Raw genomic sequence first — 23,797 nt, forward strand, 5'->3', positions numbered from 1 at the left:
TATCCTTTAGCTTTTGCGCGGCGGACGACGACGGTTGTTGCTGTTGCCACCGCCCTGGCGATCCCGCATGTTGCGGTTCACCGGCTGACGGTTGCGGAACACCCGTTTCGGCGGGGTCACGTCATCCAGCAGTGCTTCGCGATCATATTTGCTGACCGGAATGGCGTGGTGGATGTACTCCTCGATGGCCGGCAGGTTGAAGGCATAGTCTTCACAGGCCAGGCTAATGGAGTGACCGCTCTTGCCGGCACGACCGGTACGACCGATGCGGTGTACATAGTCTTCGGCGTCGTCGGGCAGGTCATAGTTGAAGACGTGGGTCACGTCAGGGATGTGCAGACCACGGGCGGCCACGTCGGTGGCGACCAGAATATCGAGCGCACCCTTGGTGAAATCCTCGAGGATCTTCATCCGCTTCTTCTGCGGTACGTCACCGGTCAGCAGGCCGACGCGGTGGCCGTCGTTTTCCAGCCAGGCATGGACGTCTTCACAGACATGCTTGGTGTTGGCGAAGACGATCGCTTTTTCCGGCCACTCCTCTTCCATCAGGGAGAGCAGCAGCAACATCTTGTCTTCGTTGGAGGGGTAGAACAGCTCCTCCTTGATCCGCACGCCGGTCATCTGCTCCGGCTCTACCTGCACATGTTCCGGGTGGTTCATGTGTTCGTAGGCCAGCTCCTGCACGCGCAGGGAGAGGGTGGCGGAGAACAGCATGCTCAGACGCTCGGTCGCGGGCGGCATGCGGCGGAACAGGAAGCGGATGTCCTTGATGAAGCCCAGATCGAACATGCGATCCGCTTCGTCCAGTACCACGACCTGAATGTTGCTCAGATCGATCACCTTGGACTTGAAGTAGTCGATGATGCGGCCGGTGGTGCCGATCAGGATGTCGACGCCCTGCTCCAGCACGGCCAGCTGCTTGTCGTAACCTTCGCCACCGTAGGCGAGGCCGAGTTTCAGGCCGGTAGAAGCGGCGATGCTGTCGGCATCGTTATAGATCTGTACTGCCAGTTCCCGGGTGGGTGCCATTATGATGGCTCTGGGTTGGTTAACCAGACGGGGCTTGGTCAGCGGGTGAGTCAGCAAATAGTTGAATGTCGCGGCCAGGAAGGCAATGGTCTTGCCGGTTCCTGTCTGGGCCTGACCGGCGAGGTCATGACCTTCTACCAGCAGTGGCAGAGACAGTGCCTGGATGGGCGTGCAATAGTGAAATCCCTTTGATTCCAGACCAGCCAGAACTTCGGGTTCGAGGCCCATTTGGGCGAATTTGTCGGTCGTTAAGTGTGTTTTGCTCATGGCGGTAGGTTATCAGGTTAGGCTTGCAATAATAAACAGGATCATTTCAAATAGGGCAACTATTGCCTTTGTTGATATGTCAATAAAGCCTTAATTACTGACTGGAGTTGGAGATGAGTGACAAGATTGTTCAGCTGAGCGATGCCAGCTTCGAGGCAGATGTAATCAAAGCCGATGGCGCCGTTCTGGTCGACTTCTGGGCCGAGTGGTGTGGTCCGTGCAAGATGATTGCCCCGATCCTGGAAGAAGTTGCCCAAGAGTACGAAGGTCGCGTGACCGTAGCCAAACTGAACATCGACCATAACTCTGATACTCCGCCCAAGTACGGCATTCGTGGTATCCCGACCCTCTTGCTGTTCAAGAATGGCGAAGTGGCAGCGACCAAGGTCGGTGCACTGTCCAAGACTCAGCTGAAAGAGTTCCTGGACGGCAACCTGTAATAATTAAAGAGGAGCGCATTGCAATAATGCGCTCCTTGTGTTTTATCACCTAGACGCTCATCCCGATTGGTGCTAGTTTATCGCTCGTTTGCTAACCTTTTTGCCTGACTCTTTGCTAACCACAGCCTGGCAATCAAATCCGATCAGCATCAATCCAGCAGACTGTCTCCTCATTTCAATCCTTGCTTACAGACTTTCACCACTATGAATCTGACTGAATTAAAGAACACTCCTGTGTCCGAGCTGGTCAAGCTTGGCGAATCCATGGGGTTGGAAAATCTGGCTCGGGCGCACAAGAAAGACATCATTTTTGCCATCCTCAAGGCGCACGCCAAGGGTGGTGAAGATATCTTTGGCGACGGTGTGCTGGAAATCCTGACCGATGGTTTCGGCTTCCTGCGCAGTGCAGACGGCTCCTATCTGGCAGGCCCTGACGATATCTACGTCTCCCCGAGCCAGATCCGCCGCTTCAACCTGCGTACCGGCGATACCATCTCCGGCAAGATCCGGCCACCGAAAGAGGGCGAACGCTACTTCGCACTGCTCAAGGTCAACGAGGTCAACTACGACCGTCCGGAAAACTCCCGCAACAAGATCCTGTTTGAAAACCTTACCCCCCTGCATGCCAACGAACGTCTGCGTATGGAACGGGGTAATGGCTCTACCGAAGATATCACCGCCCGTGTACTGGACCTGGCTTCCCCCATCGGTAAAGGTCAGCGCGGCCTGATCGTGGCGCCGCCCAAGGCCGGTAAGACCATGCTGCTGCAGAACATCGCCCAGAGCATCGCCTACAACCACCCGGACTGTGAACTGATCGTTCTGCTGATCGACGAGCGTCCGGAAGAAGTGACCGAGATGCAGCGGATGGTGAAAGGTGAAGTGATCGCTTCCACCTTTGACGAACCTGCTTCCCGTCACGTTCAGGTTGCCGAAATGGTGATCGAGAAGGCCAAACGTCTGGTCGAGCACAAGAAAGATGTAGTGATCCTGCTGGACTCCATCACCCGTCTGGCTCGTGCCTACAACACCGTCATCCCGTCATCCGGCAAGGTACTGACCGGTGGTGTGGATGCCAACGCCCTGCACCGTCCGAAGCGCTTCTTCGGCGCCGCGCGTAATGTTGAGGAGGGCGGCAGCCTGACCATCATCGCCACCGCACTGATCGATACCGGCTCCAAAATGGACGAGGTTATCTACGAAGAGTTCAAGGGTACCGGCAACATGGAACTGCACCTCTCGCGCAAGATTGCCGAGAAGCGCGTTTACCCGGCCATCGACATCACCCGCTCAGGCACCCGTAAAGAAGAGCTGCTCACCTCAGGTGACGAGCTGCAGAAGATGTGGATCCTGCGCAAGATTGTCCACCCGATGGGCGAGATCGACGGTATCGAGTTCCTCATCGACAAGCTGGCGATGACCAAGACCAACGACGAGTTCTTCGACGCCATGCGGCGCCAGCAGAAGTAAGTCCGGTCAAAAAATGACGAAACCGCGGCCCTGGTCGCGGTTTTTGTTTATCTGTTTTCCGGTCGCCCTAGTAGTATGAGAGCCCGATGTCACATGGATGGAGACGTCATGAAGCCTGTTTTCTGGTTATTGCTGGGGTTGCTGAGTGCAATGCCAGCCTTCGCGCAAAGTGCACCGGTCGGAGTGACAGCCGAGACGTTGCAGACTCACCAGCGCTATCTGGCGGGCCGTCTGCAGGAGGGGCAATTTGCAGCCATCGACTCTCTGCTGGCGACCCTGAGTCGCGAGCGGCGGGAGTTCCTGCTGTTGCAGCTGCTGCGGGATATTCCCGCGACCACCCCTGCATCCCCTGCGTTGCAACAGTGGGTCGAGGCTCAGGCCGACAAGGCACCCGAGTGGCTCATGGAGCAGCAGGTCGACGGTTTTCTGGTGCAGCAACCGGTTTATGATTTTGCCGCGCAGGCCCGTCAGTTGCTGGGGGAGTGGCAACTGCAATCACTGGTGCAGCGCTATCGGCAGCAGCTTGCCCAGGGCAGCTTCCAGCTAAAGTCCATCTACTACAGCAGTAACCCCGATCTCGCCATGCAGCAGCAAGCCCTGTTGCTGGCCCTCGATACCTTGCCGCAACCGATCTGGATGCGGGAGGCGCAAGTGCTGGCCAGCCAGAATATCTATCTGCCCGACAATCATCTGTTGTTCCATCTGTTGCAGCGCACCGGGGAACCGGCGCTCTATAGCATGCTGTGGCGGCGGCCGGCAGATCAGGATGCGCTGCGTGCACTCTCCACCATCAGCCGCTTCCATCACGGCAGTACCGCAAGTGATCTGCTGATTGCCGCCAGTGGCAACGAGGGGTTGAAGGGGGCCGCCCTGCGCCAACTGAGCGCTCTCTCCCCCTTGCCGCCGCAGGCCCAGAAATACCTGCTGGCGGAACTCTCCAACCGCCAATACGGAGCACTGGTGGCCGGTCTGTTGATGGAGGTGGACGAGCCCCAGCTGCTCTCCGCACTGGCCAGACGCCTCGGCCAGCGTGACGTGCCACCCATTGCACCGAGTCTGCTACCCGATTCGGGTACACCCGATGGGCAGCCAGGGTTATAATGCGTGACCTCCTGAACCCGGTTGGGAACTTGCATGAAATACAAGGATTTGCGTGATTTCATCGCGCAGCTGGAACAAAACGGACAACTCAAGCGCATCACCCGCGAGATAGATCCCTATCTGGAGATGACCGAGATCAGCGATCGCACCCTGCGTGCGGGTGGCCCGGCTCTGCTGTTCGAAAATCCCAAAGGCTACACCATGCCGGTGCTGACCAACCTGTTCGGTACCCCGGATCGGGTTGCCATGGGCATGGGCCAGCCCGATGTGGGCGCTCTGCGCCAGGTCGGGGTCTGGCTCTCCTATCTCAAGGAGCCCGAGCCGCCCAAGGGATTCAAGGAGCTGATGGAGAAGCTGCCGATCTTCAAGCAGGTGCTCAACATGCCGACCAAACGTCTCTCTTCTGCCCCCTGCCAGCAGGTGGTACAGGAGGGCGATGCGGTCGAGCTCGACCAGATCCCGATCCAGCACTGCTGGCCCGGAGATGTGGCGCCGCTGGTCACCTGGGGCCTCACCATCACCCGTGGCCCCTACAAGAAACGCCAGAACCTCGGCATCTATCGCCAGCAGAAGATCGCCAAAAACAAGCTGATCATGCGCTGGCTGGATCATCGCGGCGGAGCCATCGATTTTCGCGAGTGGCAGGAGGCCCATCCGGGCGAGCGCTTCCCGGTGGTGGTAGCGCTTGGCGCCGATCCGGCGACCATCCTTGGTGCCGTGACGCCAGTGCCGGATACCCTCTCCGAATATGCTTTTGCCGGTCTGCTGCGCGGCAGCCGTACCGAGGTGATCAAGGCCATCAGCTGCGATCTGGAGGTGCCCGCCAGCGCCGAGATCGTGCTGGAAGGCTATCTTGAGCCGGGTGAGATGGCGCCGGAAGGCCCCTATGGCGACCACACCGGCTACTACAACGAGGTGGACGAGTTCCCGGTCTTCACCATCACCCACATCACCAAGCGGCGCGATGCTATCTATCACAGCACCTACACCGGCCGTCCGCCCGATGAACCGGCGGTGCTGGGTCTGGCGCTGAACGAGGTGTTCGTGCCGCTGCTGCAGAAGCAGTTCCCCGAGATTGTGGACTTCTATCTTCCGCCGGAGGGGTGCTCCTACCGGATGGCGGTGGTGACCATCAAGAAGCGTTACCCGGGCCACGCCAAGCGGGTGATGCTGGGGGTCTGGTCCTTCCTGCGCCAGTTCATGTACACCAAGTTCGTGGTGGTGTGTGACGACGACGTCAACGCCCGCGACTGGAAGGATGTGATCTGGGCCATTACCACCCGGATGGACCCGGCACGGGACACCACCTTGATCGAGCACACCCCGATCGACTATCTGGACTTCGCCTCGCCGGTCTCCGGCCTCGGCTCCAAGATGGGGCTGGATGCCACCAACAAGTGGCCGGGCGAGACCAATCGGGAGTGGGGTCAGCCCATAGTTCAGGATGAGGCGGTGAAGCAGAAGGTTGATGCCATCTGGGATGAGCTCAATATCCTCGGATGAGGCAAACATGACAGCTTTGCTGCAAAAAGTGATGCGATCCGCACTGATTTGAGTATTCTCGACTGACGGGGCCAGGGCTGCTGGTCGTCACTCCATAGTGAAACAATGAGCGAAGCGGGCCGAGCGAGCCCGCCACAAGGACAAGAATGCAACGTATCAAATGCCGCGTAGAGGAACTGCGCGAATATGTCGACACCATCTGGCATGTGGCCCTGACGCCGCAGCAAGCGATCAGCTTCAAGCCGGGCCAGTATCTGCTGGTGGTGATGAGCGATTCGGACAAGCGCCCCTTCTCCATCGCCAACTCGCCGACCCGCCCGGGCGTGCTGGAGCTGCAAATCGGTGCTACTCCCGAGAACGCCTACGCCGGTCAGGTGCTGGCCCGCATGCGCGAGCAGGGGGAGATCGAGGTCGAATTGCCGGCTGGTAAGGCGTTCCTGCGCGATGAATCCCCCCGTCCACTGATCCTGATGGCGGGCGGCACCGGCTTCTCTTACGCCCGCTCCATTCTGGAGTACCTGATCGACACGGGCAGCAAGCGCCCGGTGTTCTTCTACTGGGGTGTGCGTCAGGCTCACTGGCTCTATGAGCTGGAGCAGATGCAGCAGTGGGAGCGTGACTATGCGCCGCTCACCTTTATCCCGGTGGTGCAGGAGCCGGAGGCTGACTGGACCGGCAAGAGCGGGCTGGTGCACAAGGCGATCATGGATGACTTCGTCAGCCTTCACGACTACGACATCTATGTCGCTGGCCGTTTCGAGATGGCGGGGGCCGCGCGTGAGGAGTTCAAGATCCTCGGCGCCGAGCCGGAGCGCATCTTCGGTGATGCCTACGAATTTATCTGACGGGATCCCCGTCTGGATGACGCAGCCCCCGGTTTTGCCGGGGGCTTTTGTTTTTGTGGCCGCCGCAGTACCTGATCATATGGAATGGTTGGATTATCGCGGCGTTATCCCATTATTTTTCAATATTTTGGCTATGAGTGGCTACTAATCGAGCCTAGCTGATGGCATCTTTGTGGGGGATTGACAAGAGCATCCATAGAGCAAGCACAAGGAGGCGCAGTGTTGAGTGAAGAGGGCAGGGCATCTGCGGAGGATGACAGGGGAGAGACCGGCTCTGTCGAGCGGGTCGCAACGCTGATCCCGTCCCCTCATGGCGGTGAAATGGCCCGTTTGCAGGCAGAAATCGCCGCTTTGAAGCATGAAAACGGCCTGCTGCAGGAGAAGCTCAATGCCGCCCTCGATGGCACCGGCATCTGTCTCTGGCAAGGCACCATTCCCACTGGCGAGCTGCGGGTCTTCAACCTGCAGAACTTTCAGGCCGGTGACATGGCCCCTCATTTCGATCAGTGGAGCGCCAAGCTCCATCCCGACGATCGCGCCCATGCCATGGGCAGCTACTTTGCCCACCTTGAGGGCAAAACCCCCTTCTATGAAGCCGAATACCGCACCATCAACCCGCAAGGCGAGGTCACCTGGCTGTGGGATAGGGGTCGGGTCGTCGATCGGGATGGCGATGGCAAGCCGCTGCGGATCATGGGCTCCCATATCGATATCACCCAGCGCAAGGCTTATGAGCAGCGACTGGCGGAGCGCGCCAACAGCGACGCGCTGACCGGCTTGCTCAACCGGCAGGGGTTTGGCAAGGCGTTTGCTCAGCTGCAGCCGCAAGGGGCGGGGGCGCTGCTCTTTATCGATCTGGATGATTTCAAGGGGATCAACGACCAGCTGGGGCACGCCTGCGGCGATCTGGTGTTGCAGCAGATGGCGGACTGGCTGCGCCTTATTATGCCTGGCTCGGCGCTATGTGGCCGTTACGGCGGCGACGAGTTTGTGGTGCATCTGCACCGGGATGTGTCGAGCCATGGCCTGGCGCAACTGGCTGACGCCCTGATCAGCCGGATGCACGGCTATGTGCCCAAACCCGGTTGCCCGCAACGGGTGGGGCTGAGTATCGGCATCGCCCTGTGGGAGGAGGAGCCATTGAGCTTCCGGCAGGCGCTGGAGGTGGCCGACAGGGCCATGTATGAGGCCAAGGCTCGCGGCAAGCGAGCCTGGTATCTGCTTCAGGTGTGATGGTTTTTACAGGTTCAATACAAAGCAAAAACCCCAGCCGAGCTGGGGTTTTCGTTATTCGCCTTTGGCGCCGAGCTGCTGCTCGAGCTGAGCCAGCTTGCTTTCGAGGGCGGCCAGTTTTTCACGGGTACGCAGCAGCACCTTGGTCTGCACGTCGAACTCTTCGCGGCTGACCAGATCCAGCTTGCCCAGCTGGGCCTGCAGTACCTGACGCATCTTCTTCTCGGCCTCTTCACCCATGCTGCGAATGCCGGGCGGCAGGGAGTTGTGCACCTGCTTGGCGATCTCTTCCAGTTTCTTCGGGTCGATCATGATGTCCTCCTTAAGCGTTGGCGGACATTCTACCGACAATTCCCTCACTTTGCCGAGATCGCGGCGGCTTTTTAGTCGTGATGGTCCCCGCTGGCTGGTCGGGTCTGGTGATGGGACCACAACTGCTACCCTTGCGCCCCTTTGTTAACCTGAAACCATGACATGCACCACAAAGCTGAGCCGGAACTGTCCGGCATGAGTCTTATGTGATGTTGTTTTTATGTTAACGTCTTGCAGTCGAGGTCGTGATGACCCCGTTGGCTTGTGATGGATAACAACCTTATAAAAAGAGAATAAAAAATGAAGAAGAAGCTAATTTATGCAGCTGTTGTCAGCGCCCTGCTGGCCGGATGTGGTGGAGATGACAACAAGGGAGACACCACCAGCTCCCTCGATTATGCCCTGAGTGGTGCCAGTGGTCTTCGCCCGAGTGTGCTGGCTCCCCGTGCTAGCGACGGTACTCTGAAGTTTTCAACCGAGACTCAGGATCTGTCGAACCCGGTATCTGCTCTCTCTACCCTGGATGGCTGGTCAACCACCCAACCGGTCCAGCTGGTACCGGCGACCGTGACCGGTGTCTCTGTGCCGGCACCGGCGGCCAGCGAGTATGCCTCTGCCGTTGCGCCCCTCTACCTGCTCGAGCTCACGCTGGATCCTGTCACTCTGCAACCCAACGGAGTCAAGGGCGGCAAGCCACTGGTTTATGGGACCGACTTTGTGGTCACCGGCGGGGACGGCAAGCTCAATCTGGTGCCGCTCAAGCCGCTCAATCCCTCTTCTTACTACATGATAGTGGCGACCGATGCCCTCAAGGACAGTCGTGGCACACCGCTCAAGGCGGGCGGCGATTACAGCAGCTTCAAATCGACAGCTGGCGCAACCATTCAGGAGCAGACCATCAACGGCCTGATCTCGCTGCAGGAAGGTCTGTTCAAGGCGGCCACCGGGATCACCAGCGATCGGGTGATCTTCTCCGACTGGTTTGCCACCCAATCTGGTGCCGATGTGCTGCTGGCAGTGAAAAGTGCCGCTGCTTCGGTGCTGAAGAGCCCGAGCCTGGACGCCGCGGCGCTGTGGAAACAGGATGCCAGAGGCAACACCAGCCTGCCAGCAACCTATACCATCAGCGGTCTTAATAGCGGGGTGGATTTTCTGACCCAGCTGGCGAATGAGCCATTCTTGCCGCAGGATCAGAAAGATGCACTGACAGCCGCCTTTGGTGCTGGTACGCCGCTTAACGGGGTTGCCCAGCTAACCAAGGTGTATACCGGTACCGTCAAGCTCCCTTACTTCCTCTCTACTCCAGCGATAGCCGGCTCCTGGGACAAGGCCAAGACCCAATCCTGGCACGGCGCCATTCCCAGCCTCTATGCCATCGCCAACGCGCTGAAAGCGGGCGATACCGAGGTGATCGGTGGACTGGTCGGGGCGGGCGTGGACCCGGCATTGCTGGGTGAGCTGATCACCGACCCGAGCCGCCAGAGTGAACTGCTGACCGAGGCGAGCAAGCTGATCGGGGTGACCCTCACCTCTGGTGGCAAGCCGCTGGATGCCGAGCGCAATATCGGCCGTTTCAACCCGTTGCCGACCCTGAGCGAAGTACAATCGGTACCGCTGCGGATCTTCGCCGCTGCACCGCTCAATACCATTACCGATGTGATCATCTATCAGCACGGAGTCACCTCCATCAAGGAGAACGCCTATGCGCTGGCGCTGGGCCAGATTGGTGCTGGTCTGCAAGTCACACCAACAGCCAAAAATGTCGCTGTGGTAGTGATCGATCATCCGCTGCACGGCGAGCGTGGTTATGCCCTGAGCAACAGCATGGCGACGGTGACCACATCGGAGAACCCGCTCCCCTATCTGAACCTCAACTATCTGACGGTGGCGCGGGACAATCTGAAACAGAGCGTGGCTGATCTGCTTGGCCTTCGCCTGGCTGTCGGTCTGGCCAACACCCAGGGATTGGGTGGCCAATTGGGTGGTGCCGGTCTTAAAGTTCACTTCCTCGGTCACTCACTCGGTGCCATTACCGGGGCCAATCTGCTGGCTGTCGCCAACCAGACCACCGGCAGTGCTCAGGCTGATGCCCTGTTCAAGTTCGATACCGGTGGTCTGGCGATGCCGGGTGGCGGCATCGCGCCGTTGTTGCTCAACTCGCCTAGCTTCGGGCCGACCATCAAGATGAGCGTGCTTACCTCGGGCAGTCCGGCGCTGAAAGCGGGCTTTACCGCCTATGCACCGAATTGCAAAACGGCTGCCGCCACTTGCTTCGTCAACGAGTTCCTGCCCAGTCTGGATGCGGCCACGCAGGCGGGTGCGGCGAGCACCTTGCAGAGCTATACCTTTGCCGCCCAGTCAGTGCTGGACTCTGCGGACCCGATCAATCTGGGCAGTGGCGTCGCCAAGAGCTTCCCGCTGTTCGCCACCGAAATTGTGGGTGATGGCGCCCTCAACCTGCCGGATCAGGTGATCCCCAACAGCATCGCCTCTGCGCCGCTGGGTGGCACCGAGCCGCTGTTCCGGGTGCTGGGTTTGCAAGAGCTGAAGGGTTCCGGCGTGCTCCCGGCGGGTCACCATGCTGCGCGCTTTCTGAAAGGGGGCCATAGCTCGCTGCTGGCTCCTGACGAGAACTTCGATCAGGCTGGCGCGGTCACCACCGAGATCCAGACCCAGTTCGCCAGCTTCTTTATGAGTGGCGGTGCGGCGGTCAAGGTAACCGATGACACCCTGATCAAGCAGTAACTGCCTATCGCGTAAAAAAACGCCGCCCCTCGGGGCGGCGTTCTCGTTTCTGCAGCTGCTGAAAAATCAGGTCGGCTGGTGGTTGCGATCCAGCCAGCCTTGCAGCAGGCCGACCAGCAGACCGGTCAGGTGGGCGATGTTGGCGGTGCTGGTGCCGAGCATGTCGAAGAAGCCGAGCACCATCCAGAACAGCATAAAGCCCATCAGTGCCGGTGGCAGGGTGAGGCCGCAGGCCGGTTGCAGCTTGCTGCGCAGCCAGCAGTAGCCGAGCAGGGCATAGACCACGCCGGAGAGGCCGCCAAACAGCGGGCCGCTGGCAAAGAACTCGGCGATATTGGGCAGGGCGGCGCCCACCAGCAGCAGGATCAGCAGCTTGCCGCTGCCGAGGCGCTGCTCGATCTGGCCGCCGAGATACCACCACCACAGCAAGTTGAACACTAGATGGAGCACCGAGAAGTGGATCAGGGCGGGGGTGAAATAACGCCACGCCTGCCAGTCGGTGAACTGGGCCAGCGTCGGGTGGAATGCCAGTTCATCGTAGATTGGCAGGCCGATGGCCTCGATCCCGTAGATGGCGAGACAGGCGATGATGACCACCAGCGTCAGTGGCCCCGCCTGATGAAGGAAATCGGTGATGGGATCCGTCATCCCCTTGCTGTAGTCGATGCGGGCATCGGCGCGGCCGGATTGCCAGGAGGCTTCCATATAGCGCGGGTGGCCAGGCTCGGCCAGAAAGCGCTTCACCTCCAGCTGGGCCTGAGCGAGGCGCTGCTCGTCCGCCAGCCAGATGGTGACTCCCAGCTCGGACTGGGTCAGCTCGCAGGAGATGCCCAGGGTCGCCAGATAGTCCACCAGCGCCTGCGCCATGCGGGCGTTGTCGAGCACTAGCAGCTGGATCATGCCTCGCCTGCCTCGATGGGAAACTCCCGGCGCCACGCCTCGAAGCCGCCATCCAGACTGTAGACTTCGTCATAACCCTGTTGCAGCAGGTATTGGGCCGCCCCCTGACTGCTGTTGCCGTGATAGCACATCACGATGACCGGGGTATCGAAATCCACTTCATTCATAAAGCGCACCAGGGTGCCATTGGTGAGGTGGAAGGCGCCGACCGCGTGGGCCGCTTCAAAGGATTGCGGGTCGCGAATATCCACCAGACGGGCTTCACCCGCGCTCAGTTTCTGGTGGGCATCATGGGCACTGATATGGGCAAACTGGTCCATCGGGATGTCCTGCGAATAGGTTGATTACGGGCCAGTGTACCGCAAGCTTGGGCGCAAACTAACCCCACAAAAGATAAGGGAGCCAGCGGCTCCCTTGTGGATATGGCATGCGGGTCAGTGGGTTAACCGCCCAGATAGGCCTGCCGCACTGCCGGGTTGGCCAGCAGGGCGGCGCCCGTGTCTTGCAGCACCACGTGACCGTTCTCCAGCACATAACCGCGGTCGGCCAGCTTGAGCGCCTGGTTGGCGTTCTGCTCCACCAGAAAGATGGTCATCCCCTTCTGGCGCAACTGCTCTATGGTGTCGAAGATCTGCTGGATGACGATGGGGGCAAGCCCCAGCGAGGGTTCATCCAGCAGCAGCAGGCGCGGTTTGCTCATCAGGGCGCGGCCGATGGCCAGCATCTGCTGCTCGCCGCCGGACATGGTGCCTGCCCGCTGTTCCAGTCGCTCATGCAGGCGCGGGAACAGGGTGAATACCTGATCCAGCAGGCCATGCTGCTCGGCCTTGTCGACGAAGAAGGCACCCATCAGCAGGTTCTCCTCCACTGTCAGGCGGGCGAAGATGCGGCGCCCCTCCGGCACCACGGCGATATCCTTGCGCATAATGCGGGCGGTGGTGAGGGAGCTGATCTGTTCCCCCTCAAACCAGATGGAGCCGCTGCTGGGCTTGGGTTCGCCGCAGAGGGTCATCAGCAGGGTGGTTTTGCCAGCGCCGTTGGCACCGATCAGGGTGACGATTTCACCCTCTTTCACCTCGACGCTGACATCGTGCAGTGCCTGAATTTTGCCGTAGTGGGTCGATACGTTGCGAAGTTCTAACATCTTTTTGTCCTTACGACTCGCCCAGATAGGCCTTGATCACTGCCGGGTTGTTACGGATCTCATCCGGCTTGCCATGGGCCAGCGGGGTGCCCTGGCTGACCACGAAGATGCGGTTGGAGATGCCCATCACCAGCTTCATATCGTGCTCGATCAGCAGCACCGAGACCCCGAATTCGTCCCGCAGGCTCATGATGAGCTCGTCCAGCTCGTCGGTCTCCTTCGGGTTGAGACCGGCGGCCGGTTCGTCCAGCATCAGCAGCTCGGGACGGGTCGCCATGCAGCGGGCGATCTCGAGCCGGCGCTGCTGACCGTAGGCCAGATTACCGGCGGCGCGGTTGGCAAGATCCTTGAGGCCTACTTTATCCAGCCAGAAGGCGGCCCGCTCCAGCCCCTCCTGCTCCGCCCGGCGGAAGGCCGGGGTCTTGAACAGGCCGGCAATAAAGCTGGTGTTGAGGTGCTGGTGCTGGGCAACCAGCAGGTTCTCCACCGCCGTCATCTCCTTGAACAGCCGCACGTGCTGGAAGGTGCGCACAATCCCCTTGCGGGCGATGAGGTGGCCGGGCAGCCCCTGGATCTCTTCACCCTTGTAACGGATGGTGCCGCCGCTCGGGCTGTAGAAGCCGGTCAGGCAGTTGAAGATGGTGGTTTTGCCCGCGCCGTTGGGGCCGATGATGGAGATCACCTCGCCCTTGTCGATATCCAGTTTGACCCCGTTGACGGCCAGCAGGCCCCCGAAGCGCATCGACAGATCAGAGACTTCCATTAACTTCTGATGTGTACTCATTTCTTCAACTCCAGATGCGGACGGGTCATTGGCAGCAATCCCTGTGGCCGCCAGATCATCATGAACACCATCAAGAGGCCGAACATCAGCATGCGATACTCGTTGAACTCGCGGGCCAGCTCCGGCAGCACCGTCATCACGATAGCGGCCAGCACCACCCCGATCTGGGAGCCCATGCCGCCCAGCACCACGATCGCCAGCACGATGGCCGACTCGATAAAGACGAAGGATTCCGGGCTGATAAAGCCCTGCCGTGAGGCAAAGAAACTACCCGCAAAACCGGCGAAGGTGGCGCCTATGGTGAAGGCGGTCAGCTTGATGATGGTGGGGTTGAGCCCCAGCGATTTGCAGGCGATCTCGTCTTCCCGCAGCGCTTCCCAGGCGCGGCCAAGGGGCATGCGCAGCAGGCGGTTGATGACAAACAGGGTCACCACCACCAGCACCAGCGCCATCAGGTAGAGGAAGATCACCTTGTGGTTGGCGTTGTAGGTAATGCCGAAGAAGTTGTGGAAGGTATCAAAGCCCCCATCCTTGACGGTGCGGTTGAACTCCAGCCCCCCCAGCGTCGGCTTGGGAATGCCGGAGATCCCGTTCGGGCCGCCGGTCAGGGTGGTCATGTTGTTGAGCAGGATGCGGATGATCTCGCCAAAACCCAGGGTGACGATGGCCAGATAGTCCCCCCGCAGCCGCAGCACCGGGAAACCGAGCAGGAAGCCGAAGGTAGCGGCCATCAGCCCGGCGATGGGCAGGCACTCCCAGAAGCTCAGCCCGAAGTAGGTGTTGAGCAGGGCATAGCTGTAGGCACCGACCGCGTAGAAGCCGACATAGCCGAGATCGAGCAGACCGGCGAGGCCGACTACCACGTTCAGCCCCAGCCCCAGCATGATGTAAATCAGGGTGAGGGTGGCGAGATCGATGGCGCCGCGAGAGGCCATAAAGGGCCAGCTCACCGCGAATAGCAGCACCAGCACGGCGGTGAGGTTATAGAGCTTGGGCGCCTCTTCCGGGCTCGGCAGCACCAGCTTGGTGAAGCCGACCGAGAAGCCGCTGATGGAGGCCTGAAACAGCTTGGCGATCTGGCCGCGCAGCATCTGGAACCAGAAAACGAGGGTGGCGCCCCCCAGTAGCCAGGCCAGCGACACATCGAGGCGGCTCACTACCTGCAGGCTGGAGCCATCGGTCTCCAGCTTGAAGCCGAGCAGCCAGAAAGAGAGCACCAGCAGCACCAGGCTGGCGATACAGGCGTGGATAAATTGATGTTTCATCACACTTTCTCCACTTCCGGACGACCCAGAATGCCGGTCGGCATAAAGAGCAGCACAAAAATGAGCAGGGCAAACGCCATCACATCCTTGTACTCGGTGCTGAGATAACCGGCGGTGAGCGCTTCAACCACCCCCAACAGCAGGCCGCCCAGTACGGCGCCCGGAATGCTGCCGATACCGCCCAGCACTGCGGCAGTGAAGGCCTTCAGACCGGCCATAAAGCCGAGGTAGGGGTTGATGACGCCGTAATACATGCCGAGCAGTACCCCGGCGACGGCGGCCAGCGCGGCCCCCAGCACGAAGGTGATGGAGATGACCACGTGGGTGTCGATGCCCAGCAGGTTGGCCATCTTGATATCTTCCGAACAGGCGCGACAGGCGCGGCCCATGCGGGAGCGGCCGATGAACTGGGTCAGCGCCAGCATGGTGATGAAAGTCACCACGAAGATAATCAGCTGCATATAGGAGAGGCTGGCCTGAAAACTATCCTCCCCCCCCAGGGTCCAGCCACCTGAGATCAGGCTGGGCATGGCGATATCCCGTGAGCCCTGAGCCATGCGCATCATGTTCTGCAGGAAGATCGACATGCCGATGGCGGAGATGAGGGGGATCAGCCGGTTGCCACCGCGCAGTGGCCGGTAGGCGACCCGCTCGATGCTCCAGCCATAGGTGCCGGTGATGATGATACTGACCAGGAAGGCGCCCCCCAGCAGTAGAAAGGTGCTGTCGATGCCCATCATCATGAGCCCCGCCATCACCATAAAAGCGACATAGGAGCCGATCATGTACACCTCGCCGTGGGCGAAGTTGATCATGCCGATGATGCCATAGACCATGGTGTAGCCAATGGCGATCAACGCATAGGTGCTGCCTATGGTTAATCCGTTCAGCAGTTGCTGAACCAGATAGAGGAGGTGTTCGGACATACTGCGTTCCCTGTACTTGCCCGCAAAGAGAGGAGGGGGTGAGCGTACTCACCCCCGATCGGCAGATTATTTGACTTGGCTGGAAGTACCGTCAGCGTGCCACTGGAACACACCGAATTCGAAGCCTTTCAGGTCACCGTTCGGTGCCCAGGTCAGGGGGCCCATCACGGTATCGATCGGTGCGGCCTTGATGGCGGCGGCAACGGCAGCCGGGTCATCTTCACCCGCCTTGGCGATACCGGCTGCCAGGGTTTGCACCGCGGCATAGGTAGTCCAGACGAACGGGCCGGAGGAGTCCTGACCCTTGGCCTTGAACGCCGCCACCAGCGGGGCGTTGGCCGGCACCAGATCGTATTTGTTCGGCAGGGTCACCAGCAGGCCTTCGGAAGCCGGGCCGCCGATGGCGGAGATATCCTTGTTACCCACCCCTTCCGGGCCCATGAACTTGGCTTTCAGCCCCTTCTCGCCAGCCTGACGCAGGATCAGGCCCAGCTCCGGGTGGTAGCCGCCGTAGTAGACGAAATCGACGTTCTCTTTCTGCAGCTTGGCGATCAGAGCAGAGAAGTCCTTGTCACCGGCGGTGATCCCTTCAAAGGCCACCACCTTCACGCCAGCCTTGTCGAGCGCAGCTTTGACGCTGGAAGCGATCCCTTCACCGTACTGCTTCTTGTCGTGGATAACGGCTACGCGCTGGGGTTTGACCTGCTCGATGATGTACTTGGCGGCAGTCGGGCCCTGATCGCTATCCAGGCCGATGGTGCGCAGGGTCAGCTGGTAACCGCGCTCGGTGATCTTGGGGTTGGTGGAGGCGGGGGTGACCATCAGGATCCCCTCGTCTTCATAGATGTCGGAGGCGGGCAGGGTGTTGTCGGAGCAGAGGTGGCCGACCACGAACTTGACGCCGTCATTCACCACCTTGTTGGCAACGGCCACCGCCTGTTTGGGATCGCAGGCATCGTCATAGACGACCGCTTCGATCTGCTTGCCATTGATGCCGCCAGCCTTGTTGATCTGCTCTACCGCCATCTTGCCGCCGGTGAACTGCATGTCCCCGTACTGGGCTACCGGACCGGTGACCGGGCCTGCGATACCGATCTTGATGGTGTCTGCCGCGTGAGCGATGGAGATCGATCCAAACAGAGCCAAAGAAACCGCTGCGCCAACTGTGATTTTGCTCAACTTATGCATTGATTCGTCCCTTAATCAGTGGATTGTTTCATTTCCGTGTGCCATTCCGGATCTACATCCCGTGCATCCGGCTATAGGTATGGTTCTATCATTCCTCACGGGGCAATAACAAGCTGTTAAAGATACTAACCAGAGGGGGTTGGATGGGTGGATTTTGAAATAAATGACCTGTTATTTTCGGCTAATCAGAGCTTAATTTTGATTTGTTGACTTAACATCTTGGTAACGAGAGGCGATTCTGACAAACGCCAGAGGATTAATCTGGCGATATTTTACTCTGACAGCGCTCCCATTTTGACCAGAATCCATTTGCGCAAACAGAAATGAGCGCCTAAATTAGCCGGCATTGACAATTCCGTGGCAGAGCTCGTTAAAACCAAGCCTTTATTCGGGAAATCTGCTAATGTTCCGCCTTTGACAGTCAGGAGACAGAGATGGCCACTATCAAGGATGTCGCCTCGCGCGCAGGCGTATCCATCTCCACCGTCTCACATGTGCTCAACCACACTCGGCGGGTCAGCGAAGACGCGACCCAGAAAGTGATTGAGGCGGTGGCAGAACTCAACTACGCGCCCAACTCGGTAGCGCGCAGTCTTAAAATAAATTCGACCAAGACCATTGGTATGCTGGTGACCACCAGCGTAAACCCCTTCTTCGCAGAAGTGGTGCAAGGGGTTGAAGCGTACTGCTTCGAACAGGGCTACAGCCTGATCCTCTGCAACACCGAAAACCAGCCGCCTCGCCAACAGCATTACCTGAGAATGCTGATGGAAAAACGGGTGGATGGCCTGCTGGTATTGGGTACCGATATCGATACCCCGTTGCGTGACATGCTGCGCATCCACAAGAACGTGCCGCAGGTGGTACTGGATTGGGGCACGGAGTGCGATTTCGCCAACGTCATCAACGACAACGCCCGCACCGGCGCCCGCATGGCCGTTCGCCATCTGCTGGAGCTGGGGCACCGCGACATCGTCTGCATCACTGGCCAGCTCTCCAAGCCGACCACCCAGCAGCGACTGGACGGGGTACGTGATGCGCTGGGCGAGCACGGTCTGACCCTTAGAGATGAACAGGTCTTTGAAGGGGATTACGAGAGCCAGAGCGGCTTCGATGCCATGCAGCGCATCCTGGCCCTGCAGCCTCGTCCGACCGCGGTCTTTGCCTTCGACGATCCCATGGCGATCGGCGCTATTTGCGCTGCCTGGGAAGCGGGAGTCAAGGTGCCGGACGATATCTCCATCATCGGCTACGACGATGTGGAGATGGCGCGCTTCTCCAGCCCGCCGCTGACCACCATCCGCCACCCGAAGGCCGAACTGGGCCAGCTGGCGGTGAAGCATCTGGTCAGCCGGATCCGCAACAAGGAGCTGGAAGTGGAGTCGATGACGGTACAGCCCGAGCTGATCGTCCGCCGCTCGGTCAAACCGCTGCGTTAATCCGCACCCGTTGCCAACACGAAAAACCCCCTCTATCACGAGGGGGTTTTTGTTTATGGGCGGTTTACTTTTAACCTGTGGCTCGCAGTGCCGATCTCGGCCTTGTGAGTGAATATTCCCCCCGTTTGAGCTGCCTCGCATTTTGCTTGTTAATCGTTTGATCAATATCAACAAAGGGTTAAGTTCTGATGGACTCCCGACTTAACCGTTCCATCCTGTAGGTTGGGTATGACTGTCAAGGATGGTGTCTTATGTTCCCCCCTCGCAAGCTGGGTCACCAGATCACGCTGCTGGTAATTGGCGGCATCGTATTGCTCGCCGCGGTGCTGCTTACCTTTAATCTGTTTGAAAATCGCCAGCGGGCGCTCGCGGCCGAGCAGGCTGCACTGCGTAGCCAGCTCCAGAACGTGGAAGCGGTGATCAAAAACACCAGCCATGAAACCGTGCTGGCGGCGACCCTGATCGCCCAGCGGCCGGATGCAGCAAAGGCGGTGGCCGACAAGGATTGGCAGACCCTCGCTAATCTGTTTGATCCGCTCTGGCCAGCTATCAAGGCGCAGGGGATCGAGCAGTTCCAGTTCCACCTGCCGCCAGCCACTTCCCTCTATCGGGTACACAAGCCTGAAAAACACGGTGATGACCTCTCTGCCATTCGCCCCACTGTGGTTGAGGTGAATCGTGAGCATCATGCCGTTGGCGGGCTGGAGATTGGCGTAGCTGGTACCGGTTTGCGCGGGGTCGTGCCGGTCACCTTCAACGGGCAGCCGGTCGGTTCGGTGGAGTTCGGTCGTGCCCTGGATGAAAAGCTGTTTGGCCAACTGCTGGACAAGCAGGTGCAGCTCGCCATCTATCTGTTTGAGCAGGGCAAACTGGTGACGCTGGTTGGCACATCCCGGCTTGGTGAGGCGATAGAGTGGTATCAGCCGGTACTGGCCGGTGAGGAACGCTTCGTCAATATGACGCAGCAGGGGAGTGATTTGCTGGTGATGGCGGCTCCCCTGCGCGATTACTCCGGCAAGGCGGTCGGTATCATTGAATTGACCCGGGATCACAGTCTGGTCGCGGCCGATCTGGCGCGTCAGGGCTGGCAGATGGCGATCATCTCTCTGGTAGGGGTTCTGGTGATTGCCATGGTGATGGCGTTTGCACTCAATCGCATCAATCGACCACTGCTCGACAGCGTCAAGGCGCTGGAGGCGCTGGCCAATGGCTCCGGCGATCTCGGCAGCAAGCTGCCGGTGGCGGGGCCGGAGGAGATCCGCCGGCTCGGGTCGGCGTTCAATGGCTTTGTTGCCAAGATCCGCGACACCATCAGCCAGCTCACCGCCACTCTGGGCGAACTGGCTGGCGAGAGCGAGCGGCTGTCGCGCAGTGCGGCGGGCAACCTTGGCAGCATGACGCGCCAGCAGGAGCAGACCACCCAGCTCGCCACCGCCATGACCGAGATGACCAGCACGGTACACGAGGTGGCCAACAACACGGCACAGGCGGCCGAAGCGGCCAACGAAGCGGACAATCAGGCGGTCACCGGCGATGAGGTGGTGCAGCAGAGCGTCAACATGATCGAACAGCTGGCGGAGGAGATCGCCAGTGCGGGCAACACGGTGAAAGAGGTTGCCAAGGCCAGCGAGCAGATTGGCTCGGTGCTTGCGGTGATCCAGTCCATCGCCGAGCAGACCAATCTGCTGGCCCTCAACGCCGCCATTGAGGCGGCCCGGGCCGGTGAACAGGGGCGCGGTTTTGCGGTGGTGGCCGACGAGGTGCGCTCGCTGGCCGGGCGCACCCAGCACTCCACCGCCGAGATCCGCGGCACCATAGAGCAGTTGCAGCGGGCGGTGGGCACCACGGTGACCATGATCGAACACAGCGTCTCGCGGGCGGGGGAGTCGGTGGAGCGGGCCAATCAGGCGGGGGAAGCCCTCGGCCGGATCAAGGGGGCGGTCAACAGCATTCGCGACATGAACACCCAGATCGCCGCCGCTTCGGAGGAGCAATCCTCGGTGAGCGACGAGATCACCCGCAATATCGTCAGCGTCCACGAGATCTCCCAGGCCACTACGCTGGTGGCGCGGGATACCGCCCATATCGCCAGCCATGTGGCGACCCTGGTGGACAAGCTGGGGGATCTGGCCGGACAGTTCCAGGATGGTTCCAACGTGCGGATGGTGCTGAGTCGCGCCCGCGCCGCTCATATGGGCTGGAAGACCCGGGTGCGTGCCTATCTGGATGGGCAGGAGGGGCTGTCGCGCAGCGAGGCGGTCAGTGACAAGGAGTGCCGCCTTGGTCACTGGTACTTCAGCGAAGGGCAGGCATGCTGCGGCGATCAACCCGCCTTCAGGGCGATGGCCGCCCCCCACGCCAGATTGCATCAGGTGATCCAGCAGATTATCGAGCTGAAAAATCAGCACAAGCATGAAGAGGCCGAGGCGCTCTACCGCGAGATCGAGCAGAACTCAGAGCAGGTAGTGGGCTGCATCGATCAGCTGCTGCGGGAGATGACCAAACCGGAGCGTTAATGACGAGCGGGCCGGATAGCCAAAGGGCTGACAGTGATGTCAGCCCTTTTTCATGGTGCGGGTCAGGGGCGAGGTTACTGCTCCGGACGCAGATCCTGATAACGGGCGGCGGTGATGAACTGGCCGAAGGTTTCACACCAGACGATCACGCTGCTGTAGCGGGCCGGATCGATCGTGGCGGGCAGCTGCACGATAAAGTTGTCGAAGGTCTTCACCGGCCCGACTCGCACCATCTGATCCTTGAGGCGGGCAAAATCGGCTTCGGTCTCGACAAACTCGGGGGAGAGGTAGAGCTGGTAGTCCGGCCCGGGGGCCAGCTTGCCCATCAGGCTGACGGCATCCGGCCCTATGCTCACCTTGCCCTCCCCCCAGTGCAGCCGATCGCTGTCTTTCAGATCCCGGCGAAAGGTGCCGTGGAATCTCGCTTGCTGCTGGCTGGCCGCGACCTGCTCGGTATCAGGGGCGGGTGGCGCGATCAGGATCGGCAGGGTGTAGACACCGGCGGCAAAGCCTGCCGCCGCGACCAGCAGATGGGTACCCAGCAGCAGGGCCATGGTTTTGCGTTTCATGATATCTCGGTCGTTGATGAATTGATGGCAAAACCATACCAGTCCGGGGGCCCGCTGCCCAGTTTGCTCAGGCCATAGGTATAGTTATCCATCTATGGTGACGTGGGGTGTGATCACGCCAATGGCTCAAGGCCGGATGGTGCCGTCCTGCCCTTTGTTAATCTCGCTGGCGGCGTGCACCAGCTGTTCCAGCTGGTGGTGGATCTGGGTGCGATCCAGCTGCTGCAAGGGCTGACGACTCCACAGTACCGGTGTCAGGCTCTCGGTATCGAAACCCAGTACCGGCTTGCACGGGTCCTGACTGAAGAGGTTCTGGGCGGCGGCCTGAGCGCTGGTGGCCGCGTCGAGGCGGGTAAACATCAGCAGATAGTCGGCCGGGTGTTCGGTCAGGTGACAGGTCAGTTCGCCGATCTGCAGGCTGGTGACGCTCTCCTCCTGTTGCGGCGCAGGCAGGGAGAGGGAGAGAAACAGCTGGTGGATGGCGGCGTGATAAAGAGAGTTCATTGATGGCTCCAGATTGATGATGGCGCCATTAGAGCAGGTCACCGCCAGCGGCACTGTTAATGGTGGCTCTCTTTTTTTAGCTTTTTGGTCAGCGAGATAGCGCACTGCGCTCAGTACAAAAATCGCGACCAATCCCGATAGTCCCTGTTGATGGCCCCTCCTAGACTGGCGGCGAAACATCACAAGAAGATAATCATCATGCAGATTCAAGCAAACACCGTCGGCACACAGGCCGTCGCTCACCACAGTGATGCAACCACAGGGGTTGGCCGGATGGGCCAGCTGGAGGTGCGTCAGGTTGCCACCGGACAAGATGCGATCTTGCTGGGCAACCGCAGCGAGCCGCAGAAAGGGCAGGGGCTGCTCTCGCGATTGGGGGCCCAACTGGCCCGCCCGTTTGTGGCCATCAAAGAGTGGATCGGCAACCTGCTGGGGAGCGGAAAGAGTGCCGCTGCGCCGAAGACTCAGGTAGCAGAAAACCTCTCCATGGCGGATCAGAAACGTCTTTTTTTGCAAAAGGCACTGCCCTATACCCTGAGCGCGCTCGACAAGACAAGCGAGCTGAAAAGTATCAATGCTGAACAACTGCGCAAGGACCACACCACGCTGGCGACTGGCAACGGTGCTCTGCGTTCCTTGGTCACTGCCCTGAGCGGTATTCGTGATGGATCAAAAATCGAGGCAACCACTCATCAGGCCGCCCGCCTGCTTGAACTGAATTTGGGTGGGATTGCTCTACAGCAATGGGGAACCACGGGCAGGCAGGCCAGCGAATGGGTGAGCTCCGCCACGCAGGAGCAACTTGGTGAGGTTGCAGCCGGATTGAACGACCTGATGCATGAGGTTGCCCAATTACGCTATGCCGTCGAGAGTGAAGTTAAAGGTGAGCCCGCCGACAAGGCGCTGGCTGAGGGCTTGCAGAATCAATTTGGCCTGGAGGCTGAACAATATCTGGGTGAACAGCCCCACGGTCTTTACAGCGATGCTGAAGTCATGGCGCTTGGGCTCTACACCAATGGCGAGTACCAGCACCTGAATCGCTCGCTGCGTCAGGAAAAGCAGCTGGATGCAGGGCAAGCGTTGATCGATCAGGGCATGTCTGCTGCTTTTGAAAAAAGCACTCCCGCCGAGCAGTTGGTCAAGACCTTCCGCGGTACCCACGGTGGCGATGCGTTCAGCGGGGTGACAGAGGGGCAAGTTGGTCATGATGCCGCTTATTTCTCTACCTCCCGGGATCCCAAGGTGGCCACCAGCTTTGGTGGTTCAGGCACTATTTCCACGGTATTTGGCCGCTCGGGGATCGATGTCAGCGACATATCCGTTGAAGGGGATGAGCAGGAGATCCTCTATAACAAGGCGACGGATATGCGGGTGTTGCTGAGTGCCAAAGATGAGCGGGGAGTCACCAGGCGGGTACTGGAAGAGGCCAAGCTGGGGGAACAAAGCGGCCATAGCAAGGGGCTGCTGGATGCGCTGGATCTGGCAAGAGAGTCGGGCGGTGCCGACAAGCCGCAAGAGGTTGATATCCGTCTGAAGATGCGCGGCCTCGATCTGGCGTGACCAGATAGCACGAGAACTGATACCAATGGACACCCTCAGGTGTCCGTTTTTTATTCT

The 23,797-nt window shown here is 59.8% G+C and carries 21 protein-coding genes; 10 read left to right on the plus strand and 11 right to left on the minus strand.

The window, feature by feature from the left end:
* Positions 1 to 6 precede the first annotated feature (6 nt).
* A complete protein-coding gene (rhlB, locus tag I6L46_RS17225; protein ID WP_005339414.1) occupies positions 7 to 1,296 on the minus strand; it encodes an ATP-dependent RNA helicase RhlB in 1,290 nt (429 codons plus the stop codon).
* Positions 1,297 to 1,409: 113 nt separating this feature from the next.
* Between rhlB and trxA the strand changes: the two genes are divergently transcribed.
* The 6 genes from trxA to I6L46_RS17255 all read left to right on the plus strand — a co-directional run bounded on the left by trxA (position 1,410) and on the right by I6L46_RS17255 (position 7,888).
* Positions 1,410 to 1,736 (plus strand): thioredoxin TrxA, encoded by a 327-nt coding sequence (trxA, locus tag I6L46_RS17230; RefSeq protein ID WP_005339416.1) that lies wholly within the window; start codon positions 1,410 to 1,412, stop codon positions 1,734 to 1,736.
* A 204-nt stretch (positions 1,737 to 1,940) separates the two neighbouring features.
* Positions 1,941 to 3,206, plus strand: coding sequence for a transcription termination factor Rho (gene rho, locus I6L46_RS17235; RefSeq protein ID WP_005339417.1), 1,266 nt, complete (start codon positions 1,941 to 1,943; stop codon positions 3,204 to 3,206).
* 108 nt (positions 3,207 to 3,314) lie between these two features.
* A complete protein-coding gene (locus I6L46_RS17240; RefSeq protein ID WP_216976494.1) occupies positions 3,315 to 4,307 on the plus strand; it encodes a hypothetical protein in 993 nt (330 codons plus the stop codon).
* Between the two features lie 33 nt (positions 4,308 to 4,340).
* Positions 4,341 to 5,810: a 4-hydroxy-3-polyprenylbenzoate decarboxylase gene (ubiD, locus tag I6L46_RS17245; RefSeq protein WP_216976496.1), complete on the plus strand. Its 1,470-nt coding sequence runs from the start codon at positions 4,341 to 4,343 to the stop codon at positions 5,808 to 5,810.
* Between the two features lie 146 nt (positions 5,811 to 5,956).
* Positions 5,957 to 6,655 (plus strand): NAD(P)H-flavin reductase, encoded by a 699-nt coding sequence (fre, locus tag I6L46_RS17250; protein ID WP_005339423.1) that lies wholly within the window; start codon positions 5,957 to 5,959, stop codon positions 6,653 to 6,655.
* 219 nt (positions 6,656 to 6,874) lie between these two features.
* Entirely contained in the window at positions 6,875 to 7,888 is a 1,014-nt protein-coding gene (locus tag I6L46_RS17255; RefSeq protein ID WP_167566723.1) for a sensor domain-containing diguanylate cyclase, read from the plus strand.
* Positions 7,889 to 7,942: 54 nt separating this feature from the next.
* Here the strand turns inward: I6L46_RS17255 and I6L46_RS17260 are convergent, their stop codons facing one another.
* Positions 7,943 to 8,200 carry an accessory factor UbiK family protein gene (locus tag I6L46_RS17260; protein WP_005339429.1) on the minus strand — a complete coding sequence of 86 codons (258 nt, stop codon included), beginning with the start codon at positions 8,198 to 8,200 and terminating at the stop codon, positions 7,943 to 7,945.
* Between the two features lie 300 nt (positions 8,201 to 8,500).
* On the opposite strand from I6L46_RS17260, the gene I6L46_RS17265 reads away from it, so the two are divergent.
* Complete coding sequence (locus I6L46_RS17265) at positions 8,501 to 10,945, plus strand: VolA/Pla-1 family phospholipase (RefSeq protein ID WP_216976498.1); 2,445 nt, start codon at positions 8,501 to 8,503, stop codon at positions 10,943 to 10,945.
* Positions 10,946 to 11,011: 66 nt separating this feature from the next.
* On the opposite strand, the gene glpG is transcribed toward I6L46_RS17265, so the two are convergent.
* The 7 genes from glpG to I6L46_RS17300 all read right to left on the minus strand — a co-directional run bounded on the left by glpG (position 11,012) and on the right by I6L46_RS17300 (position 17,152).
* Positions 11,012 to 11,845 (minus strand): rhomboid family intramembrane serine protease GlpG, encoded by an 834-nt coding sequence (gene glpG / locus I6L46_RS17270; RefSeq protein WP_005339431.1) that lies wholly within the window; start codon positions 11,843 to 11,845, stop codon positions 11,012 to 11,014.
* Entirely contained in the window at positions 11,842 to 12,165 is a 324-nt protein-coding gene (glpE, locus tag I6L46_RS17275) for a thiosulfate sulfurtransferase GlpE (protein ID WP_021229253.1), read from the minus strand. Before glpE ends, glpG begins: the two co-directional genes overlap by 4 nt.
* 122 nt (positions 12,166 to 12,287) lie before the next feature.
* Positions 12,288 to 12,989, minus strand: coding sequence for an ABC transporter ATP-binding protein (locus I6L46_RS17280; protein WP_005339433.1), 702 nt, complete (start codon positions 12,987 to 12,989; stop codon positions 12,288 to 12,290).
* A gap of 10 nt (positions 12,990 to 12,999) precedes the next feature.
* Entirely contained in the window at positions 13,000 to 13,773 is a 774-nt protein-coding gene (livG, locus tag I6L46_RS17285) for a high-affinity branched-chain amino acid ABC transporter ATP-binding protein LivG (RefSeq protein ID WP_005357323.1), read from the minus strand.
* Positions 13,770 to 15,038 carry a high-affinity branched-chain amino acid ABC transporter permease LivM gene (locus tag I6L46_RS17290; protein WP_005355922.1) on the minus strand — a complete coding sequence of 423 codons (1,269 nt, stop codon included), beginning with the start codon at positions 15,036 to 15,038 and terminating at the stop codon, positions 13,770 to 13,772. Before I6L46_RS17290 ends, livG begins: the two co-directional genes overlap by 4 nt.
* Positions 15,038 to 15,964, minus strand: coding sequence for a high-affinity branched-chain amino acid ABC transporter permease LivH (gene livH / locus I6L46_RS17295; RefSeq protein ID WP_150997995.1), 927 nt, complete (start codon positions 15,962 to 15,964; stop codon positions 15,038 to 15,040). The genes I6L46_RS17290 and livH overlap by 1 nt, the downstream gene beginning before the upstream one ends.
* A gap of 66 nt (positions 15,965 to 16,030) precedes the next feature.
* The gene (locus I6L46_RS17300) at positions 16,031 to 17,152 is read right to left on the minus strand and encodes a branched-chain amino acid ABC transporter substrate-binding protein (RefSeq protein ID WP_005339442.1); all 1,122 of its coding nucleotides are present in this window, start codon (positions 17,150 to 17,152) and stop codon (positions 16,031 to 16,033) included.
* A gap of 434 nt (positions 17,153 to 17,586) precedes the next feature.
* Here I6L46_RS17300 and I6L46_RS17305 point away from each other — a divergent pair, with 434 nt between their 5' ends.
* Together I6L46_RS17305 and I6L46_RS17310 are read left to right on the plus strand one after the other, a co-directional pair.
* Positions 17,587 to 18,591 carry a substrate-binding domain-containing protein gene (locus I6L46_RS17305; protein WP_216976500.1) on the plus strand — a complete coding sequence of 335 codons (1,005 nt, stop codon included), beginning with the start codon at positions 17,587 to 17,589 and terminating at the stop codon, positions 18,589 to 18,591.
* A gap of 251 nt (positions 18,592 to 18,842) precedes the next feature.
* A complete protein-coding gene (locus I6L46_RS17310; protein ID WP_216976502.1) occupies positions 18,843 to 21,107 on the plus strand; it encodes a methyl-accepting chemotaxis protein in 2,265 nt (754 codons plus the stop codon).
* Positions 21,108 to 21,181: 74 nt separating this feature from the next.
* Here I6L46_RS17310 and I6L46_RS17315 read toward each other — a convergent pair whose 3' ends face one another.
* Positions 21,182 to 21,676 (minus strand): DM13 domain-containing protein, encoded by a 495-nt coding sequence (locus tag I6L46_RS17315; RefSeq protein WP_042054674.1) that lies wholly within the window; start codon positions 21,674 to 21,676, stop codon positions 21,182 to 21,184.
* A gap of 126 nt (positions 21,677 to 21,802) precedes the next feature.
* Positions 21,803 to 22,180 carry a CesT family type III secretion system chaperone gene (locus tag I6L46_RS17320; protein ID WP_019446305.1) on the minus strand — a complete coding sequence of 126 codons (378 nt, stop codon included), beginning with the start codon at positions 22,178 to 22,180 and terminating at the stop codon, positions 21,803 to 21,805.
* 198 nt (positions 22,181 to 22,378) lie between these two features.
* Between I6L46_RS17320 and I6L46_RS17325 the strand changes: the two genes are divergently transcribed.
* Positions 22,379 to 23,740: an ADP-ribosyltransferase gene (locus I6L46_RS17325; RefSeq protein WP_139433819.1), complete on the plus strand. Its 1,362-nt coding sequence runs from the start codon at positions 22,379 to 22,381 to the stop codon at positions 23,738 to 23,740.
* The last annotated feature ends 57 nt before the right edge of the window (positions 23,741 to 23,797 follow it).

The organism is Aeromonas sp. FDAARGOS 1416, from assembly GCF_019048085.1.
GTDB lineage: Bacteria > Pseudomonadota > Gammaproteobacteria > Enterobacterales > Aeromonadaceae > Aeromonas > Aeromonas veronii.

Coding starts and splice junctions, on each gene's coding strand:
- ubiD (WP_216976496.1), top strand. CDS start 4,341: ATGAAATACAAGGATTTGCGTGATTTCATCGCGCAGCTGGAACAAAAC.
- I6L46_RS17265 (WP_216976498.1), top strand. CDS start 8,501: ATGAAGAAGAAGCTAATTTATGCAGCTGTTGTCAGCGCCCTGCTGGCC.
- livH (WP_150997995.1), bottom strand. CDS start 15,964: ATGTCCGAACACCTCCTCTATCTGGTTCAGCAACTGCTGAACGGATTA.
- trxA (WP_005339416.1), top strand. CDS start 1,410: ATGAGTGACAAGATTGTTCAGCTGAGCGATGCCAGCTTCGAGGCAGAT.
- I6L46_RS17280 (WP_005339433.1), bottom strand. CDS start 12,989: ATGTTAGAACTTCGCAACGTATCGACCCACTACGGCAAAATTCAGGCA.
- I6L46_RS17260 (WP_005339429.1), bottom strand. CDS start 8,200: ATGATCGACCCGAAGAAACTGGAAGAGATCGCCAAGCAGGTGCACAAC.
- glpE (WP_021229253.1), bottom strand. CDS start 12,165: ATGGACCAGTTTGCCCATATCAGTGCCCATGATGCCCACCAGAAACTG.
- I6L46_RS17325 (WP_139433819.1), top strand. CDS start 22,379: ATGCAGATTCAAGCAAACACCGTCGGCACACAGGCCGTCGCTCACCAC.
- I6L46_RS17305 (WP_216976500.1), top strand. CDS start 17,587: ATGGCCACTATCAAGGATGTCGCCTCGCGCGCAGGCGTATCCATCTCC.
- I6L46_RS17315 (WP_042054674.1), bottom strand. CDS start 21,676: ATGAAACGCAAAACCATGGCCCTGCTGCTGGGTACCCATCTGCTGGTC.
- livG (WP_005357323.1), bottom strand. CDS start 13,773: ATGAGTACACATCAGAAGTTAATGGAAGTCTCTGATCTGTCGATGCGC.
- fre (WP_005339423.1), top strand. CDS start 5,957: ATGCAACGTATCAAATGCCGCGTAGAGGAACTGCGCGAATATGTCGAC.
- rho (WP_005339417.1), top strand. CDS start 1,941: ATGAATCTGACTGAATTAAAGAACACTCCTGTGTCCGAGCTGGTCAAG.
- I6L46_RS17320 (WP_019446305.1), bottom strand. CDS start 22,180: ATGAACTCTCTTTATCACGCCGCCATCCACCAGCTGTTTCTCTCCCTC.
- I6L46_RS17300 (WP_005339442.1), bottom strand. CDS start 17,152: ATGCATAAGTTGAGCAAAATCACAGTTGGCGCAGCGGTTTCTTTGGCT.
- I6L46_RS17290 (WP_005355922.1), bottom strand. CDS start 15,038: ATGAAACATCAATTTATCCACGCCTGTATCGCCAGCCTGGTGCTGCTG.
- rhlB (WP_005339414.1), bottom strand. CDS start 1,296: ATGAGCAAAACACACTTAACGACCGACAAATTCGCCCAAATGGGCCTC.
- glpG (WP_005339431.1), bottom strand. CDS start 11,845: ATGATCCAGCTGCTAGTGCTCGACAACGCCCGCATGGCGCAGGCGCTG.
- I6L46_RS17310 (WP_216976502.1), top strand. CDS start 18,843: ATGTTCCCCCCTCGCAAGCTGGGTCACCAGATCACGCTGCTGGTAATT.
- I6L46_RS17240 (WP_216976494.1), top strand. CDS start 3,315: ATGAAGCCTGTTTTCTGGTTATTGCTGGGGTTGCTGAGTGCAATGCCA.